This is a genomic window from Chitinophaga sancti (genome assembly GCF_034087045.1).
Lineage (GTDB): Bacteria > Bacteroidota > Bacteroidia > Chitinophagales > Chitinophagaceae > Chitinophaga > Chitinophaga sancti_B.
In genome coordinates this window covers 6,322,732-6,340,141 of the sequence record NZ_CP139247.1, presented here as the reverse complement: position 1 = coordinate 6,340,141, position 17,410 = coordinate 6,322,732, and the positions used below count along the sequence as shown (strand labels likewise).

Here is a 17,410-nt window from a genome sequence, read left to right as displayed (position 1 = left end):
TCAAATGAACAGGGGTTTAAAATATATGCTGGTTGCTTGTGCAATGGTGCCGGGAGTGCTGAAAGCACAGGATCCACAAGCGTTCAGACTGGAAGGTGCTATCAAAAAACTCGCAGCAGAGAAAAATAATAAGGCAGTGTTGATGCATATGTTGCCGGGTAAGATGGTATTTGATACGGTGGATGTAGTAAACGGAACATTTACAATAACAGGAACGAGCCCCATGAAACAGAAAGCATTTCTGTATGTAACACATGGAGGTATTATGCCGCAAAGTATAGGGATGGGAGATAATGTACCGGTATACCTGGAAAACGGAACAGTGAAGGTGACAGCTGTTGATTCGTTAAAGCATGCCAGGATAGGTGGTACAGCACTGAATGATGATCAACAGGAGTTAGTAGATCTGCTGGCACCTATTCAAAAGAAGGTAGCGGTATTGGAGCAACAGTATGCAGCGGCTAATGGTACGGATGATTCGCTGGAAGTGGGGGTGGTAAGAATGCGTTATGAAGCGGTGGCTGCGCAACTGGATAGCGCCGTATTGGGTTTTGTGACCCGACATCCAAAGTCGCTGGTGTCATTGCTTTCATTGCGGTCATATTTTGATCCTGCTACAAAGATGGATAAAGCGGCAGCAGGTTTTGATATGCTGGATCCTTCACTGAAATCGTCTGCGCAGGGGCAGTTATTTGCAAGAATGATTAAGAAGGCGACGGTATTGGATATAGGTGGAGAGGCGCCTGAATTTACAGCGCAGAATACTTCAGGAGAAAATGTTTCGCTGAAAAGCTTTAGGGGAAAGTATGTGCTGGTCGATTTCTGGGCCAGCTGGTGTGTGCCTTGTCGTCATGAAAATCCCAATGTAGTAAAGGCTTATGATAGATTCAGGGAAAAGAACTTTACGGTAGTAGGGTTCTCGCTGGATGAAGGGAATGATGGCAAAGAGAAATGGCTGAAGGCAATAGAGAAAGATGGATTGCCATGGGTGCAGTTATCAGACCTGGCTGGTTGGTCGAGTCCTGTTGCGATGATGTATAACCTGCAGGCGATACCTGCAAACTTCCTGCTGGATCCTTCCGGGAAGATAGTGGCGAAGAACCTGCGGGGCGAGGAACTGGAACAAAAGCTGGAAGAACTATTTGGGAAAAGTTAACCAATAAAGATGCGATATTTTCTTTTATTATTCCTGTTGGGAATGCCTGTAGACCTTTGTGCGCAGCTTTCTAATATCTATCAGCTTTCGAATGGCAGGATGATGGATTCTGTCTATAAAAGTGAGTTGCATGATAGTTTCAGCATCAGTAAGCTGGATGATATCAGGTCTTATATAGCGGCTGAATTTGCATTTGAAAATAATCTTGCAAAGGTCGATGAGTATGTCCGTCAGTTGCAATACGGGCCTGAAAAGTGTAACCAGTTTTTCAGAATAGCAAGGTCATTTGAAAAAGTCAGTGACCTTCCGAATACAGAGCGATTTGCAAAATTGGCGGTGGATACGGCGGCGAGGTACCTGAATGACCAGGGAAATGGGGTGACGCCAGCTTCCATTCTTGCGTCTTCATTGGTATTGTTGACGGGTGCATTGGAGAAGCAGGAGAAGTATGAGGAGGCGATTCAGTGGTTAACTGACAAAATGGGATATAGTTCAGAGAAGAACAGACCTGGTCTGATGCGGTTGAAAGGGGATATGCTGGTACGTGCAGCAAGATATAAGGAAGCATTGGATACGTATACGGCGGTGTTGAAAGCGAGGGCAGGAGGGCAGGTAGTAGAGCAGAAAATGAAGCAGGCTTATATTGCATTGCATGGTGCAGATACATTGGGGTTTGATACCTATTTATCTGGCGTTAAGAGCCGGATAGCCTATGAGTTTAGTGATAGCATCAGGCGATCGACTGTAAAGCAGAAAGCCCCTGTGTTTGAACTAAAAGATCTGGAAGGAAAGGTGGTCAGACTGGAAGATTATGTAGGCAGGGTAGTGGTGCTGGACTTCTGGGCTACCTGGTGTGTGCCATGCAAAGCCTCGTTTCCGGCCATGCAGAAGGTGGTCAATAAATATGTGGCAGATACATCCGTTGTTTTTCTTTTTATAGATACGTGGGAGTATACCAAGGATGTAGGGCCTGCTATTAAAGACTTTTTGGGGAGGAAACAGTATGCATTCAGGGTATTGCGTGATGAGAAAGATGCTGTAGTGAAGCAGTATGGGGTGGATGGTATACCCGCTAAATTTATCATTGATAAAGAGGGATATTTACGATTTAGCATGAAGGGGTCTAATGGGACAGATGAGGAGGCGGTGAATGAATTGGTAGAAATGATTACTTTAAGTAGAGGTGGAAGTATCAAAAATGAATAAACCTCTTCAGAATTACTAAAAGACTACTTATCTCTTTAGGTACCCGAATAAAGGGAATGTATCATAAGTAACAGGAAGGCCATGAGAATTGCATGTACGAAAATTCTCTCCATCTGGTACCCGAATAAAAAGGGCCCGTCTCGAAGTTTTGAGACGGGCCCTTTTCTGAAACTGATTTTATTTTCGTTAAAACAAGATCGGCATAAATCCTCCCTGCGTACATCCCGGAATAGGAATCAACTGATCGCCCGCCTGATCTACATGGGGCAATTTAGTGATGCTTTGGTACCATCTTTTCTTAAATGGCTCCTCAACTGAAGTCGGATCCACCAATACATGAAATCCTCCTCTCGTTTCTACGAACTGTACTTTGGCCGATTGGCCTACCCGCTCATAAATATTACGTTTTAACGCCTCTCCGAAGTTTTCATCTTTATAGTCAAAATCAAAATCCACAAAACAGCTCCTGCCTTTGGATTTTTGAATTTCATTCATCACTTCCTGATGAGGATTTGCCGACATATTTTTATGTTGAATTGTCCTGGCCAGTGTAACAAGAGAACTGAACATGGCATCGTGCATACTCCTTGGATTCGGGGTAATGTAGATAGCAAGGGCTTCCTGTGGGATAGGTTCACCTTTTTGTGTGTAAGCACCAATGGGGCATTCCAGTTGCCATATCTTGGTAAAGAGATCTTCTTTCCGGCTGGTGAACCGTTTCAATTGTTGCTTATCTGACTTGATTATATCAGAATATTTGCTTCTGGCAAGTAATGACACATAGTATACTTCACTTTCTTCCAGTACTGGCAGCCAGTCTATAAATGCGCGCAATACAGCTTCGTCCCTGATGATTTCGTAATTCATTGCTGAGGCATAGGTTTGTTCGAAAAATACAATATTTATTTATAAAATTATTATCTTACTGACTAAGATATTTATTCAATAAGATATATATGGGCACCGAGTTCATCACCCAGATCAGGCGGTTAAGCCAGTTATACGCCTACACTTCTATTCAAATGCACGAAGCCATTGGCCGAAAGGCAGGGTTATCAGGTACTGACCATAAATACCTGGGGTTTTTGATGCAGAAGGGGCAAATGACAGCGGGGGAGCTTTCAACCCTCACCGGTTTGACCACTGGGGCTATAACCGGATTAATAGACAGGCTGGAAAAGAAGAAGCTGGTAAAAAGGCAATTTGCCGAAGATGACCGGAGAAAGGTGATCATCGTACCGGATACTAAAAAGATCATGGCCTTGTTGGAGCCTTTATATAAAGAATTTCGTGGCCAGTCAGAAAAACTGATTGCTTCCTTTTCAAATAAGGAGCTGAAGGTATTGGAGAAGTACTTTTCTGTAGCCATCGACATCATGAATGAAACAACTAATAAATTATGATACTGAACTTTCAGGAAATTGATCATACTAAATTGCCATTAGTTGGAGGCAAAGGTGCGAACCTGGGAGAACTGACCAGAATAGACGGAATACAGGTACCAGCTGGTTTTTGTATTACGACAGATGTGTATAAAGACATTATTAAAAAAGTAGGGATACGGATTGATCAGGATGATATTTCCGGATCATGTGCCAGGATCAGGGCTGCTATTGAAAGTGTGCCTGTTCCTGAGCAGATTGTAGCGGTGATTGCCACATTAAATGAAGACGAAACTTATGCCGTACGATCCAGTGCTACTGCAGAAGATCTGCCAACAGCTTCATTTGCGGGGCAGCAGGATACGTATCTGAATATTAGAAAAGAGGATATTGTAAAGAATATCAGTAAATGCTGGGCTTCGCTGTTTACTGACAGGGCGGTGATTTATCGGGAGCAACACGGATATGATCATACTAAGGTGTACCTCTCTGTTATTATTCAGAAAATGGTCTTTCCGGAGGCATCGGGAATTATGTTTACAGCAGACCCCGTGAATGGAAACAGGAAGGTGGTATCTATCGATGCGGGTTTTGGGTTAGGAGAGGCTTTGGTAGGAGGGCTGGTAAATGCGGATAATTATAAAGTAAGGGGCAGGCAGATCATTGATGAAAAAATATCGGGCAAACAACTGGAAATAGTTGCAGCTGATAAAGGCGGCACAATAACGCAGGAAATTGAAATAGACCGCCAGAATTCGCCTGCTTTGACTTCGGAAGAGGTATTGTCACTAAATGATCTTGGGCGTAAAATTGAGGCTTATTTTGGCAAACCTCAGGATATTGAATGGTGTCTGGCGAATGGCTCCTTTTATATCGTGCAGAGCAGGCCTATTACTACCTTATTTCCGCTGCCTGTAGCCAATGACGATGAAAACCATGTTTACCTCTCCGTCGGTCATAATCAAATGATGACAGATGCCATGAAGCCATTAGGTTTATCTTTTTTCTTAATGACAACGCCTGCCCGTATGTGCACTGCTGGAGGCCGCCTGTTCATTGACGTCGCCCTGCAATTGGCACAGCCATCGGGTAGAGAAAGATTGATAAATACCTTTGGGAAATTAGATCCATTATTCAGAGATGCGCTTCAGACTGTGGTTGACAGAGAAGGGTTTATACAATCATTACCAGATACTACACCACCCCGCTCACAATCGCCAGTTGAAAATGATCCGGCTATTGTGGCTGAATTAATTAAAGCGACGCAGGCTTCTATCAACGAATTAAAACAGAATATCCAGGATAAAACCGGCGTAGCATTGTTTGATTTTATTGAAAAGGATCTACAGGATTTAAAGAAGTACCTCTTTAACCAGCAAGGCTTAGCTGTCATCATGGCTGCTATGGACGCCTGCAGCTGGGTGAATGAAAAAATATACGAATGGCTGGGTGAAAAAGGGGTGGCTGATATCATTTCTCAATCTGTTCCTAATAATATCACTTCCGAGATGGGATTGGACCTATTAGATGTTGCGGATGCGATCCGTCCTTTCCCCGAAATGATTAAATTATTACAACAGGGGGAAATGCCACCTTCAAAAGCGATAGATGATTACCTCGAAAAATACGGGATGCGGTGTGTGGGAGAAATTGATATTACGAGAACCCGGTGGGGTGAAAACCCCTCAATGCTTTATCCTGCAATCCTAAGTAATATCCGAAATTTTGCTCCTGGTGAGCGCGTGCGTAAGTTTCAGAAAGGATTACAGGAGGCGGAGAATAAAGAAAGGGAAATACTGGCTCTTTTGAATGATGAACAACGGGCAGAAACGAAGGAGAAAATTAGCCTGATCAGGAACTTTTTAGGTTTTAGGGAATATCCAAAATATGGGAAGGTCTGTCGTTATTATATTTATAAACAAGCGATCCTGAAAGAAACAGCAAAGCTTTTTCGTGAAAAAGAAGATATTTTCTATCTCACTTTTGATGAATTGCGCGAAGCGGTACGTGCGCAACAAGTGGATGAACAACTCATCCACACAAGAAAGCAGGAATTCAAATCATTTAAAAAGCTGACACCTCCACGGGTTATCACCTCAGATGGTGAGGTCATTACCGGTTCTTATAAAAGAGAAAATATTCCTGCCAATGCGATCATTGGATTACCTGTTTCTGCAGGTATCATTGAGGGCAGGGCGAGGGTTATTTTAAATATGGAAGAGGCAAACCTGGAAGAAGGCGATATCTTAGTCACTACCTTTACAGACCCCAGCTGGACTCCATTGTTCGTGTCTATCAAAGGTCTGGTGACCGAAGTGGGAGGCTTGATGACACATGGTGCTGTAATAGCGCGGGAATATGGATTGCCGGCAGTGGTAGGGGTAGCAGGTGCTACCAAACTGATAAAAGATGGAGACTGGATCAGGGTGAATGGAACAGATGGGTTTATAATAAATCTATAAAAAATAAAATAGCCTTCAAAGCAGCATAAATACAATACTTATGACAAGTCAGGAGATGATTGCCTTTAAAACCAATCTAAAAAACACAGGGCTGGCATTAATCAATAAGCGTATCGAATTGGCCAAACAAATGATTGCCAATGCGCAGGAAGCTGCCAACAATGAAGAAAAAAGCTCTGCAGGAGATAAATATGAAACCGGCCGTGCCATGGGGCACCTTGAAAAAGACATGCACACCCGCCGGCAGGAAGAAAACAAGCTGGAACTGGACAGACTGCAAAAAATAAGCACAGAAAAAATCTACACCACTGCTCAACCGGGCTCCTTTATCAAATGTAAAGGTCAATCCTTCTTCATTGCCGCAGGCTTAGGTAAACAAACTATCAATGAAGAGACCGTATTTTTCCTTTCTCCTTTATCACCTTTGGCAAAACTGCTACACGGTAAAAAAGAAGGAGATACTTTCCTGTTCAACAAAGAAGAAAGGATCATTCTTACATTATATTAATCCGACTTCAGGCTTTTAACAGGATTCATCAGCGCTGCTTTGCAGGCATGGTAGCCTGTGGTGAGCAGGGAAATCAATATCACCATTACCCCTGTTGCTACAAACACCCACCAATCGATCATCGTTCTGTAAGCATATCGTTGCAACCACTGGTGCATGGCATACCATGCTATAGGGGCCGCTATTATGAGCGCAACGCCTACCAGTACCAGGAAATCCTTCGTCAGCAAACTAATAATCCTCACGACCGAAGCGCCCAGTACCTTGCGAATACCAATTTCCTTAATCCGCTCTTCTGCCATATAGCTTGCCAGTCCAAACAAGCCAAGACAGGATATCAGTACTGTCAGCACAGCAAATAAGGTAGTTAAACGCGCCACAATAGCCATATCCACGAATTTCAATTCATAATCCTTGTTCACAAAATGGTATTCAAACGGATAATCCGGATTATATTTATTAAAGAGTTTTTCTATTGCCTGCACCTGTTTCACAACATCTCCTCCCGCTGCCAGCTTCATATGAATAACATTGAAAAACATATTCTTTGCACCCACAATGATCATCGGATGCGTATGCTCATAAGGAGAGCCAAATATATAATCACCAAATACACCTACTACATGATAATCCGTTTCGAATTCATGCACCACTTTGCCAATAGGATGGGTAAACCCCATGGCCTTCATCGCCGATTCATTGATGATCACAGCCGTTGAATCAGCCGGATACTTTGCCAGGTCTAGGTCCCGCCCCTGTAGCAGTTGTAAACCTGCTGTGGTGATCAATCCTTCATCCTGTGCGCCGCGTTCAAAATCAGTATTGTCATTAGGATCTTTTCCTCTCCACTTTACGGAGGTCGATGAACTGAACGGCTCTGTCAGTAATGAGGCTGTACGGGTCACGGAGGTCACAATACCCGCAGATAACAGCTCATTTTTCAGGGCACCAAAATTATTATTGAGTGTTGGGTTATTCCAGTGATACATCAACAGATCTCCTGAAAACCCTGCATTCCTGTTACGTGCGTGTTGTAACTGACGCACTACAATCACTGTAGATATAATGAGCGTGATGGCAGTACAGAACTGCAATACCACCAGTACCTTACGGTGATTGATCGTGCCATGACCTTTTTTGAAACTTCGTCTGAAGATGCCGGCAGGATGAAATGAAGAAAGAAAAAATGCCGGGTAACTGCCCGCCAGTAAGCCGGTCAGTAGGATGAAACCTACAAGTGTCGCCCAGAATATCCAATTGCTATACGGTAATACAAGTTCCTGATTGATGAGCAAATTGAAGACCGGCAACAAGAGGACTACTGCTATGAGCGCTAATATGCCAGCAATGGTCACTACCAAAAGTGATTCCAGCAGGAACTGCAGGATGAGTGATTTTTTCTGTGCACCGACTGCTTTACGAATACCTACTTCTTTCGCCCGCTTTTCACTACGTGCCGTACTCAGGTTCATAAAATTGATACATGCAATCAGCAATATAAAACTGCCAATGATACCAAACAATCTGACTATCTCAATACGGCCACCTGATATCACCCCGTTTTCAAAGTTGGAATACAAATGCCACTTACTCATGGGATGCAGGAAAACTTCTGTCTCTTCTTTGTTACCAGTATGTTTATTTGTGACATTCCTGATTTGTTGATTGATAGCAGCCGCTGTGGTATTGGGTGTAAGTTGAACGAATACATTCACGGAGTTATTTGTCCAGGAAGCATCTTCATTGCCTGATAAATAGGCATAGTACTTCCATGGGAGCAGGTATTCAAAATTGAATGTACTGTTTAAAGGAAGATCTTTTAAAACACCCGTCACTTTGAACTGATCCTTATTGATTGTGATTATCTGGTCCATCGGATCTGCTGTACCAAACATTTTCTTAGCCATCTTCTCTGTAATCACAATCGATAAAACATCATTCAGCACTGTCTCCGGATTTCCTTTTACCAGTGGGAAACTGAACATAGATAAAAAGGACGGATCTACCACAAGAGCCTTTGTAGAAAGTTTCTTCTCGCCTACAGCTGTGACAAACCAGCGGATATCTGTACGGCAGGTATTTTTTATACCTGCATATTCATCCTTCAGCGCTGCAGCTAACGGTTTAGGTACCACATTCCAGCATTGCAGTTTATTATCAAAGGTACCTCTGTTCCATGCCTGGTATAGATAGTCTTTGTTCTTATGAAATTTGTCATAGCTGACTTCATTATAGATCCATAAACAAATCAGCATACAGCATCCAATGCCCAATACTAACCCTATAATATTGATCAGGGAAAAGGATTTGCTCCGTAGCAGGTTCCTGTAGGCTATAATGAAGTAACTTTTAAACATAGTAAATGATTTATTCTGCTTTGAGACTCTTTACGGGATTTGTTAATGTCGCTTTATAGGCATGATAGCCGGTGGTGATCATAGAAATAATTATGACCAGTACACCTGCGCCTGCAAAGATCCACCAATCTATCCTGATCATGCGAAATTATTCAGTCTGTACGGTTCGATTCAAAGGCAATGCCGGATTATAAATGGTTTAAAATTAATTCATTATGTCCGAAGTTGGCAGGGGATTTGTCCGGTTGCGGACAAATAGTGTACAATAATGATACATATTTTTATATTTTAGGGTCATGTTGTACCCCGCGTTTGAGAACGCTATCGAAATGCCTATTGGTGAAGGTTTCGGGCTGGAAGATATTGATTATGCAAAATTGAAAATTGCAGAATTGAAGTAACAAAAGGGCCACGCAATTTGCGTGGCCCTTTTGTTTATTGCTTTACTATCTTTTTGATAGTTCTTTGATCACCCTGTTGGATCATGATGAAATATACGCCGGCAGGTAGTTTGGCAATATTCATATTATAGATCCTGTCAGTAGTGGTGACGGTGCGATACTTTGTACCACTCATATCACCCATACTGATATAAGTTTTTTGTTCACTGGCAGGCAATGTGATCGTTAACTGATCGTGAGCAGGAACAGGGTATAAAATAATATCCTGCAACTTACTGTTGGTCGCCACTGTTTTTAGCGTGCTGCTGCTGCCACTATACACTTCCAGTTCATATAATGAATATCCATAGGCAGAACCGCGGGCAGTACCATAGATGCGTACATATCTGCCGGTGACGGATAAGCCGGTGTGATTGTTGGTTAAACTGGTATTTCCTGCAACTGATTTTACCGTGGTCCAGTTGGTATTATCAGCAGAAACCTGTACAAGGTAGTCTTTTGCATAAGCGGCTTCCCAGGTCAGTTTAACTTCACCAATGGTATAGCTGCTGCCAAGGTCTACCGTGATCCATTGAGGATCGGCATAGAGGGTAGAAGACCAGCGGGTAGCTGTACTGCCATCTACTGCATAATTGCCTTCCAGGCCAGTGGTTTCTACAGAAGAGGTAGCGGTTGTTTTGTTCAATGCCAGGTTAGGATTGGTAGCATTCGTGCCATACACTTCCAGTTCATATAATGAATATCCATAAGCAGAACCGCGGGCAGTACCATAGATGCGTACATATCTGCCAGTGGCGGATAAGCCAGTGTGATCGTTGGTTAAACTGGTATTTCCTGCAATTGATTTTACCGTGGTCCAGTTGGCATTATCAGCAGATACTTGTACAAGGTAGTCTTTTGCATAAGCGGCTTCCCAGGTCAGTTTCACCTCAGAAACAATGTAGGAGCTACCCAGGTCTACCGTGATCCACTGCGGATCGGCATAGAGGGTAGAAGACCAGCGGGTGGTGTAACTACCATCTACAGCGTTGGCACCAACGAGGGAGGTAGTAGAGCTTTCTGTAGAGGATACGGTCACAGTTTTGCCGAGGGCGATATTCGTACCATTGTTGGTGGATCCGAAATCATCCGGAGTACGCATGTTATTACGGATAAAAACACCGGCTTCTTTGAGTTGGCTGGTGGTCCAGGTATTACCTGAGCAGGTACCACTGTTCCATACGGCGCCACTGTAAGGGTTGTCACTGAAGTTCCAGTTCGTCCAGCTGATTTTTTTGCTTTTGCACAGGTCTATATAACGTTGACTCATGGTGAGGTCATTGGCGCCATCGCCGGAGGCTTCCTGTGTACCGAATTCGGTCACGAAAACCGGCAGGCGGTCAGATGCCCAGTCCAGGTGATTGATGTAATAATCCTGGTGGCTTTTTGCATAGAAGTGAAAGCTATACATCACATTGGCATAGCTGAGTGGGTTGTCGAGGATCTCCTGGGCCGTGCTACCTTCGGAGAGGCCTAATGAAGACCATCCTCTGGTTCCTACGCAAATGACAGCGTCATTGTCGATACCTCTGATGAGAGGAATGATCTGATCAGCGTAGTTCTTGATGGTAGCCCAGGTCACACCGTTTGGTTCATTGCATATTTCATACAAAACGTTGTTGTAGTTTTTGTAGGTATTGGCAATGTCGGTGAAGAAGGTTTTGGCTCTGTCGGTGTTATAATTTGGATCACCGGGAGTCAGGATGTGGAAGTCGATGAGGGCGTAAAGGCCACGGGCGGTGACTTTGTCTACATAGCTTTTAACGAGGGAGGTGTAGTAGGAGGGATTGGTTTCGTAACCACCTTCCTGTACGTACATGGCGATACGTACGATGTCTGCACCCCAGTCGCTTTTGAGGGTATCCAGGGAGGCGTCGGTGATACAGCCGGCGTACCATTGGATGCCGTGGGTACTCATGCCTCTGAGTTGAATTGGGTAACCGTTCTGATTACAGAGTTTGGTGCCGGTTACTTTCAACTGGCCATTGAGGGATACGGGTGTTTGTGCGTAGGCGAAAGCTGCGAGGAGCAGGTTAACCAAAAAGATGATTGTTCTTTTCATTTAGGTTATTTTGATGGATAAGGGCTATCTGTTATGGTTTTTAATGATATGGGAAGAAAAACCTATATAGGATATGCCCTGGTACAGTGTTTATGCGGCTTTTAAGTGATAGGGAAAGAAAAAGCCGCATAGGTTTATCAGGTCAAATATAGAAAAATTTTGATAGGGGAGAAGGGTTGGTGGGATAAAGTATGTAAGTGATTGATTATATTAAGGATAGAAGGAAATGAGAGGGGCAATGGAAAAGATTTAAACCCAATATTGTAAACGTATATTCCTTAAGAATAGAGCTACTAAAAAATGATTTTAAAAAAATATAGGAATCACCTTCAAAAAATTTTCTACTCTCCCCTTTAATTGTTTCACCGCCTTATACACCTGCTGCTTCACCGTTTTATCAGAAATATTCAACAACTCTCCGATAGACTTATGTGATAACTCCTGCTCACGACTCATCAAAAATATCTCTCTCATCTTAGGCGGCATCGCCTCTATTTCTCTCTCTATCACTGCCGCCAGCTCTTTCTCGCGCAGCAATTCATCGGCGGTATAACTGCCTGCTTCCATATAAGTTCGAATACTATCCAGGTATTTGTCTACGACCTTCTGGTGTGTAAGATGATTTAATATCCGATTACGAACGCTGGTATATAAATAGCCAGAAAGTGATTTTGCCCCTGCAGCCCCGGCTCTTTTTGTCCAAAGCATGAGAAACACTTCCTGTATCACATCCTCTGCCTCAGCCCGGTCTTCCAACATATTATATGCATGCCTGAACAGTATTTCACTATATCTCTCATAAATAACGGTATAGCTCGCCTGGCTCCCCGCCGCAAGCAGCTGTAGCAATTGTTGGTCTGGTAATAATGCTAGTTCAATATCAGGTTTTGCCAAGCTGGTAGTGTTAAATGAAGTAAGGTCGAAAGAAAAGTATAAAAAATTACTAAATAAAAAAAGGTGTATCATAGATTAATATGATACACCTGTGAAATAGGGATAAATACGAGGATAAACTAATGTATATATTCTGCCAGTTTGGTGGTCAGTTCCGGACCTCTCAGGTTCTGGGCAATGATTTTGCCTTCAGGATCAATGAGGTAGTTTTGCGGTACAGCCCGAATGCCATACAATACTGCCACCTCATTCTGCCAGCCTTTCAGATCTGAAACATGCACCCATGGCAGGCCATCCGTTTCAATCGCTTTGATCCAGGCATTCCGGGTTTGCTTGTCATCCAGTGAAACTGCCAGCACTTCCATGCCTTTTTCTTTAAATACCCCATACGCCTTTTTAAGATTTGGATTTTCCTCCCTGCATGGGTGGCACCAGCTGGCCCAGAAGTCTACCAGTACATACTTTCCCCTGTAGTCGGAGAGTTTGATGAGCTTCCCATTTACATCAGGCTGCTCAAATTCAGGGGCAGCAAGGCCAACCTTAATAGTGTGAGTGGCTACTATGCGGGATTTCATCTCCTTGCCGGGAGTAGTGGTACGTACTTTTTCACTCAGGCCGTTGTATAAAGTCTCTACTTCACTCATGGGGGCTCTGTTCGCTACATCTGTCAACGCAACGATGGAAAAGTAAGAATCAGGATGAGCACTTATGAATTTTCTCTCTTTCTCACGCATGGCAGCAAATTTGCTGTCGTATTTTTTGCGAATGGCGGGAATCGCTCCTGTATCCGCTGTGCTCATTTCCTGATTGGCAGAATCGATAATATTCATAAACCCTCCACCTATTTGTGACAGAAATGCAGCATATGCCTTTTGGGTGGGTGACCCGGTTACTGTTGCTTTTTTAAGAGAATCCTTTACCGCCACTTTATATGTTTCATTCGTCAGGTAAAAATAGAGCCGGTCTCCTATATTTAATACCCAATAGCTGCCCTTGTTTTCATGGTCAAATACCATGCGGGCATAAGACAATTCGTTCACACTACCCTTAAATGCAAACTGCCCATTTTTTACTACAGTAGAATCTATCAATAACTTGCCTTCGGATTGATAATTCAGATACACCTTACAGCCATTTTTAGCGACAGGCGCTGTTCCCTGAATATTGAAGGTCTTTTGTTGTGCTACGCCTATTACTGGTAGCAACAAGAATAATATGAATTTATGCATAGTGAATGATTTTAAAAGTTATGGACGCCATGCGATATCGACTGGCTTTCCGGGAATGCCTGTAATTGTTTTTGTCAGTACACCATATTTACCTGTGCTGATATCCATATAATAGAGTGAGTTGCCAGCTCCTGCGATGAGCGTATCCTGATCGTCAGAAAGCTTGATCATACTCACAGTGTTTTCACCGAAGGCAGTTTCCAGTGTGCGTACTTCCTGATTTAAAGGATTATATCGATATACATTTTGTCCTGATGCGATATAAAGTACCCCATTGATTGCGGCCTGCCATTTGGTATCTTCATTGATCAGGCTTTGCTGGATGAAAGCACGCTTTTGGACCGGCGTAAAGGTGTAAGGACTATTCGTGAAACTTACGGTGAACTTTAATTCGTAGACTATGCCGTCAGTACCTTTAAGATAGGCATAGCAATCCCCGCTATTTATCTGTTCCATATGTATCAGTGACATGCCTACATTCGTAGGATCAAAAGCCGTCGTACTGGTAGTTGTATACTGCGTGCCATAATAATAAGGCGTACCGCTGATGCGTACAAACTGTTGCTTATCCCTGTCAAAGCCTATATAAGAATAAGCCCCATTGATCAGGGTAGAAATAAAGGAAGGTGCCAGGTTATAATTACCGGCAGCATAATCACCGAACATCCCGAAGGAGGTCGCCTGATTCCAGGTTGTAGTATAACCTGAATAGAACTTATCGTTCACAACGCCCACCAGACTACCCCTGTTACCCTGCTGGAAAGATCCCACTACAATACTATCCGGTGCAGAAAAGAAATTGCCCGCCAATGTATTCGGATAAGTCGGATCATCCTGCAGACTACTTACATTCAGTCTGACACCACCGTTTTTACATATGATCCAGTAGCCCAGCGCCATATCTCCCTGTACCTGATCTTTCATATAATACAACTGCAATGGATCCGGTGGCAGACTATGCCCATTCACGGTTTCATAGATATTAGGTTTTACTTCTCCACCAGGAGTAATGAATGAGAGTTTCGAAACCCCATTATCCAGACTCAGCACTGTCGTACCAGCGGTGAAATCCGTCACTCCCTGGATCTGGAATGCATAGAAATACCTGATACCATTGTTCTTGTCGTATATAGAAAGCCTGGCCGAATATAAATTGGCCTGTAAACCAAAGAGCATACGCAAGGAAGGACCTGTGAAATTCAGGAAACCAGTTTCACTTTCCGGTGCACTGATCCGCCATTCCAGCACCAGCGAATCATTATTGCCAATGGTTACCTTTGGGGTGATGATGAGACTATCGCCCACTACTGCATTGTAGACAGAATCCAACCCACTGACCGTAGGCGTAAGCGGCATATTTATATCATAATTGCCTTTGTCCTTATAACACGCCGTCAGGAGTAGAAAACATATTATTGCTGTCAGATGATTTTTCATATTAATTTACCTCCTTGCCGTTTTCGTCAATGAAATAATATTTACCCGCCGCTGCATTCCAGCGCAGCAATATCTTCCTCGCAGGATTCTCATTGTTATAGAAATAGTAGTCATCGCCACTGGCTTCCAATACATATCCTTTAGTCGGATTATTAGCTACCCACTTGAATGGATCATTCAGCATAGTCGTGAGCAGATTGACCAGGTAGAGATTGCGGGGTGCATCGAGACCGTTGGTGGTAAGAGTGGTTACACCAGATACGATCAGGAAGAGCTGGTGTTTGGTACGGGAATAGTAACTACCCAGCCACATATCCCACCAGTTTGGCTTTTCGAGCATAGCGGAGAAGACGATCTTCGCTTTCAGGAGATTACTGCCATCATCGGCAGTCGGGATCTCAATGCCGAGATCATTGGTAGCTTTAAGCTTGATCATTAAAGAGACCGATTCACTTTCCAGATCAGACACATTGTAGAGGATCACAGGAATGGATGACCGGCCTGTATCTGCACGAAGAGTGTAAGTTGATTTCAAAGGTTCATAATGTACACCTGCCTGCGCTGTAGAAGAATCTGTTTCTACATAGGCACTGTATGTTCTGTCCTGATTGACCTGAATACCTGCCAACTGAACGGGCAACCAGATCGTATCCTTCGAAAGGGTAGGTGTATAGGCAAAGGTATATACAATGCTATCCTTATCCCCGCTGCTCAGATCGAAATGGATATTGGCTGCATGATCGTAGTGTAGTTCTTCTGCTTTCTTACATGCTGCCAATAGGCACATCAGCAGGATGATATTTATTGCTTTCATGGTGTCGCCTTTTTTATCTTCCGCCATAAAGAATCTCATCGTTTGGAAGTGGTAATACAAATATTTTGTCTGATGCAGGGATACTGCTACCGTTCTGGCTCGCAATGTCGTGATTCAATCTTTTGTACATGTAAAAGATCTGTCCTTCAGCATACCATTCTTTGCGGCCATCTTTCAATAACGCAGTAATCAGATCGCCTGTGACAGGGCTGCCAATGCCTCTGTGGGTGCGTACTGTATTGAGGTAATCGGGATTAGAGGTACACTCTGCAGCGATGTAGTACATCTCACTCAGGCGAATGGCCGGTGCCATCATGTAATGCAGGTTCGCATCAGTGGCTGTATTGTCTGTATTATGGAGATACTTGGTAATGTTCAGTGTATTGGAAGTTGCACCACTGCTGGACACAAACCACTCTTTATAACGAAGATCATCCGCACCTGCGCCACCGGTTTCATAGATGATTTGACCTGCATTTTCAGAGAGATGAATACCACTGGTGCTGCTCAGGAAAAAGGAATTCTTGTAGACCGTGGCCATTGAAGGAATGTACCAGCCAAACACCAGTTCCTTATAAAGGATACGATCCTTTTTATCATCATCTACTGCCAGAAAATCAGTGTTGTTTGTCCATGGGAATTTATTAGAGTTGATAACTTCCTGTGCATTCGTAAGTGCATTGGTTTTATCATTCTTATAAAGGTATACCCTGGCCAATGTACCACATACCGCATAGTAGTTTAACCGGTGACGGCGGTCCTGCAGGAACAGTTCCGGATTGCTTTCTTCTGTATTCAGGGTAGTATCACTTTCAGTAGGATAGCCTACGATATAAGCCTTGCTGATGATCGGATCTATAGCCAGCAACTCCTTTGCACGCTTCAGGTCATTAATGGCAGAGTCCAGTACACCACCTACTGTAGACATTGGCGTGATATCTTTTGAATATTTGGTGACGTAAGGAATACCTGTAGCTGAAGGTGTGACAGGCGCAAACAAGCGCAACAGATCAAAGTGAATATAGGCTCTGAGCGCGAGTGCTTCCCCTTTGATCAATGCATAGTTATTGCCAGTAAATATCTTTTGTTTACTATCGATATTGGCCAGCAGCAGATTGCAGTTTGCAATGGCATTGTACAACCCCTGCCAGATATTGTCTTTCCTGCTGATGAAGTCAGCATCTGTGTAAATGTAGTTGCTGGTCTTCAGGTAATAATACGCATCATTGTCAGTAAGTGTATAGTTTTGGGCCAGCACTTCCGGCGTGCCTACAGTGAGTTCCTTGCCATAAAGAGATTCCTGTGAGCATTTTGTATACACCCCTACCAGTGCCTCCTGAAAACCTTCTTCTGTTGTATATAAAACCTCGTCAGAGATCTCACTTTCCGGTTGTATATCCAGCCATTTTTTACAGGAGGTAAATGTAAGTGCCAGTATCAATGTTGTTATTAGTAGTCGCATG

At 43.4% G+C, this 17,410-nt stretch carries 14 protein-coding genes; 5 read left to right on the top strand and 9 right to left on the bottom strand.

Annotation, left to right across the window (positions count from 1 at the left end):
- Positions 1-4 precede the first annotated feature (4 nt).
- A complete protein-coding gene (locus SIO70_RS25605) occupies positions 5-1,156 on the top strand; it encodes a TlpA disulfide reductase family protein (RefSeq protein WP_320575581.1) in 1,152 nt (383 codons plus the stop codon).
- A gap of 9 nt (positions 1,157-1,165) precedes the next feature.
- Positions 1,166-2,362: a TlpA disulfide reductase family protein gene (locus SIO70_RS25600; RefSeq protein ID WP_320575579.1), complete on the top strand. Its 1,197-nt coding sequence runs from the start codon at positions 1,166-1,168 to the stop codon at positions 2,360-2,362.
- 186 nt (positions 2,363-2,548) lie between these two features.
- On the opposite strand, the gene SIO70_RS25595 is transcribed toward SIO70_RS25600, so the two are convergent.
- On the bottom strand, positions 2,549-3,229 hold the full coding sequence (locus SIO70_RS25595) for a hypothetical protein (protein WP_320575577.1): 681 nt from the start codon (positions 3,227-3,229) through the stop codon (positions 2,549-2,551).
- A gap of 89 nt (positions 3,230-3,318) precedes the next feature.
- On the opposite strand from SIO70_RS25595, the gene SIO70_RS25590 reads away from it, so the two are divergent.
- The 3 genes from SIO70_RS25590 to SIO70_RS25580 are packed head-to-tail and all read left to right on the top strand — an operon-like array spanning position 3,319 to position 6,714.
- The gene (locus SIO70_RS25590; RefSeq protein ID WP_320575575.1) at positions 3,319-3,765 is read left to right on the top strand and encodes a MarR family winged helix-turn-helix transcriptional regulator; all 447 of its coding nucleotides are present in this window, start codon (positions 3,319-3,321) and stop codon (positions 3,763-3,765) included.
- Complete coding sequence (gene ppsA, locus SIO70_RS25585) at positions 3,762-6,206, top strand: phosphoenolpyruvate synthase (RefSeq protein ID WP_320575572.1); 2,445 nt, start codon at positions 3,762-3,764, stop codon at positions 6,204-6,206. Before SIO70_RS25590 ends, ppsA begins: the two co-directional genes overlap by 4 nt.
- Positions 6,207-6,246: 40 nt before the next feature.
- A complete protein-coding gene (locus SIO70_RS25580) occupies positions 6,247-6,714 on the top strand; it encodes a hypothetical protein (RefSeq protein ID WP_320575570.1) in 468 nt (155 codons plus the stop codon).
- Here SIO70_RS25580 and SIO70_RS25575 read toward each other — a convergent pair.
- From SIO70_RS25575 to SIO70_RS25540, 8 genes are all read right to left on the bottom strand, one after another.
- Entirely contained in the window at positions 6,711-9,071 is a 2,361-nt protein-coding gene (locus SIO70_RS25575; protein ID WP_320575568.1) for an ABC transporter permease, read from the bottom strand. The genes SIO70_RS25580 and SIO70_RS25575 overlap by 4 nt on opposite strands.
- A gap of 10 nt (positions 9,072-9,081) precedes the next feature.
- On the bottom strand, positions 9,082-9,213 hold the full coding sequence (locus SIO70_RS25570) for a hypothetical protein (RefSeq protein WP_320575566.1): 132 nt from the start codon (positions 9,211-9,213) through the stop codon (positions 9,082-9,084).
- A gap of 293 nt (positions 9,214-9,506) precedes the next feature.
- A complete protein-coding gene (locus SIO70_RS25565; protein WP_320575564.1) occupies positions 9,507-11,573 on the bottom strand; it encodes a cellulase family glycosylhydrolase in 2,067 nt (688 codons plus the stop codon).
- A 306-nt stretch (positions 11,574-11,879) separates the two neighbouring features.
- Complete coding sequence (locus SIO70_RS25560; protein WP_320575563.1) at positions 11,880-12,467, bottom strand: RNA polymerase sigma-70 factor; 588 nt, start codon at positions 12,465-12,467, stop codon at positions 11,880-11,882.
- A gap of 119 nt (positions 12,468-12,586) precedes the next feature.
- Positions 12,587-13,696 carry a TlpA disulfide reductase family protein gene (locus tag SIO70_RS25555; protein WP_320575561.1) on the bottom strand — a complete coding sequence of 370 codons (1,110 nt, stop codon included), beginning with the start codon at positions 13,694-13,696 and terminating at the stop codon, positions 12,587-12,589.
- Between the two features lie 18 nt (positions 13,697-13,714).
- Entirely contained in the window at positions 13,715-15,133 is a 1,419-nt protein-coding gene (locus tag SIO70_RS25550) for a PKD-like family lipoprotein (RefSeq protein WP_320575559.1), read from the bottom strand.
- A 1-nt stretch (position 15,134) separates the two neighbouring features.
- Positions 15,135-15,947 carry a DUF4843 domain-containing protein gene (locus tag SIO70_RS25545; RefSeq protein WP_320575558.1) on the bottom strand — a complete coding sequence of 271 codons (813 nt, stop codon included), beginning with the start codon at positions 15,945-15,947 and terminating at the stop codon, positions 15,135-15,137.
- A gap of 13 nt (positions 15,948-15,960) precedes the next feature.
- A complete protein-coding gene (locus SIO70_RS25540; RefSeq protein WP_320575556.1) occupies positions 15,961-17,409 on the bottom strand; it encodes a RagB/SusD family nutrient uptake outer membrane protein in 1,449 nt (482 codons plus the stop codon).
- Between the last annotated feature and the right edge of the window lies 1 nt (position 17,410).

Coding starts and splice junctions, on each gene's coding strand:
- SIO70_RS25570 (WP_320575566.1), bottom strand. CDS start 9,213: ATGATCAGGATAGATTGGTGGATCTTTGCAGGCGCAGGTGTACTGGTC.
- SIO70_RS25590 (WP_320575575.1), top strand. CDS start 3,319: ATGGGCACCGAGTTCATCACCCAGATCAGGCGGTTAAGCCAGTTATAC.
- ppsA (WP_320575572.1), top strand. CDS start 3,762: ATGATACTGAACTTTCAGGAAATTGATCATACTAAATTGCCATTAGTT.
- SIO70_RS25550 (WP_320575559.1), bottom strand. CDS start 15,133: ATGAAAAATCATCTGACAGCAATAATATGTTTTCTACTCCTGACGGCG.
- SIO70_RS25545 (WP_320575558.1), bottom strand. CDS start 15,947: ATGAAAGCAATAAATATCATCCTGCTGATGTGCCTATTGGCAGCATGT.
- SIO70_RS25555 (WP_320575561.1), bottom strand. CDS start 13,696: ATGCATAAATTCATATTATTCTTGTTGCTACCAGTAATAGGCGTAGCA.
- SIO70_RS25595 (WP_320575577.1), bottom strand. CDS start 3,229: ATGAATTACGAAATCATCAGGGACGAAGCTGTATTGCGCGCATTTATA.
- SIO70_RS25600 (WP_320575579.1), top strand. CDS start 1,166: ATGCGATATTTTCTTTTATTATTCCTGTTGGGAATGCCTGTAGACCTT.
- SIO70_RS25540 (WP_320575556.1), bottom strand. CDS start 17,409: ATGCGACTACTAATAACAACATTGATACTGGCACTTACATTTACCTCC.
- SIO70_RS25575 (WP_320575568.1), bottom strand. CDS start 9,071: ATGTTTAAAAGTTACTTCATTATAGCCTACAGGAACCTGCTACGGAGC.
- SIO70_RS25580 (WP_320575570.1), top strand. CDS start 6,247: ATGACAAGTCAGGAGATGATTGCCTTTAAAACCAATCTAAAAAACACA.
- SIO70_RS25565 (WP_320575564.1), bottom strand. CDS start 11,573: ATGAAAAGAACAATCATCTTTTTGGTTAACCTGCTCCTCGCAGCTTTC.
- SIO70_RS25605 (WP_320575581.1), top strand. CDS start 5: ATGAACAGGGGTTTAAAATATATGCTGGTTGCTTGTGCAATGGTGCCG.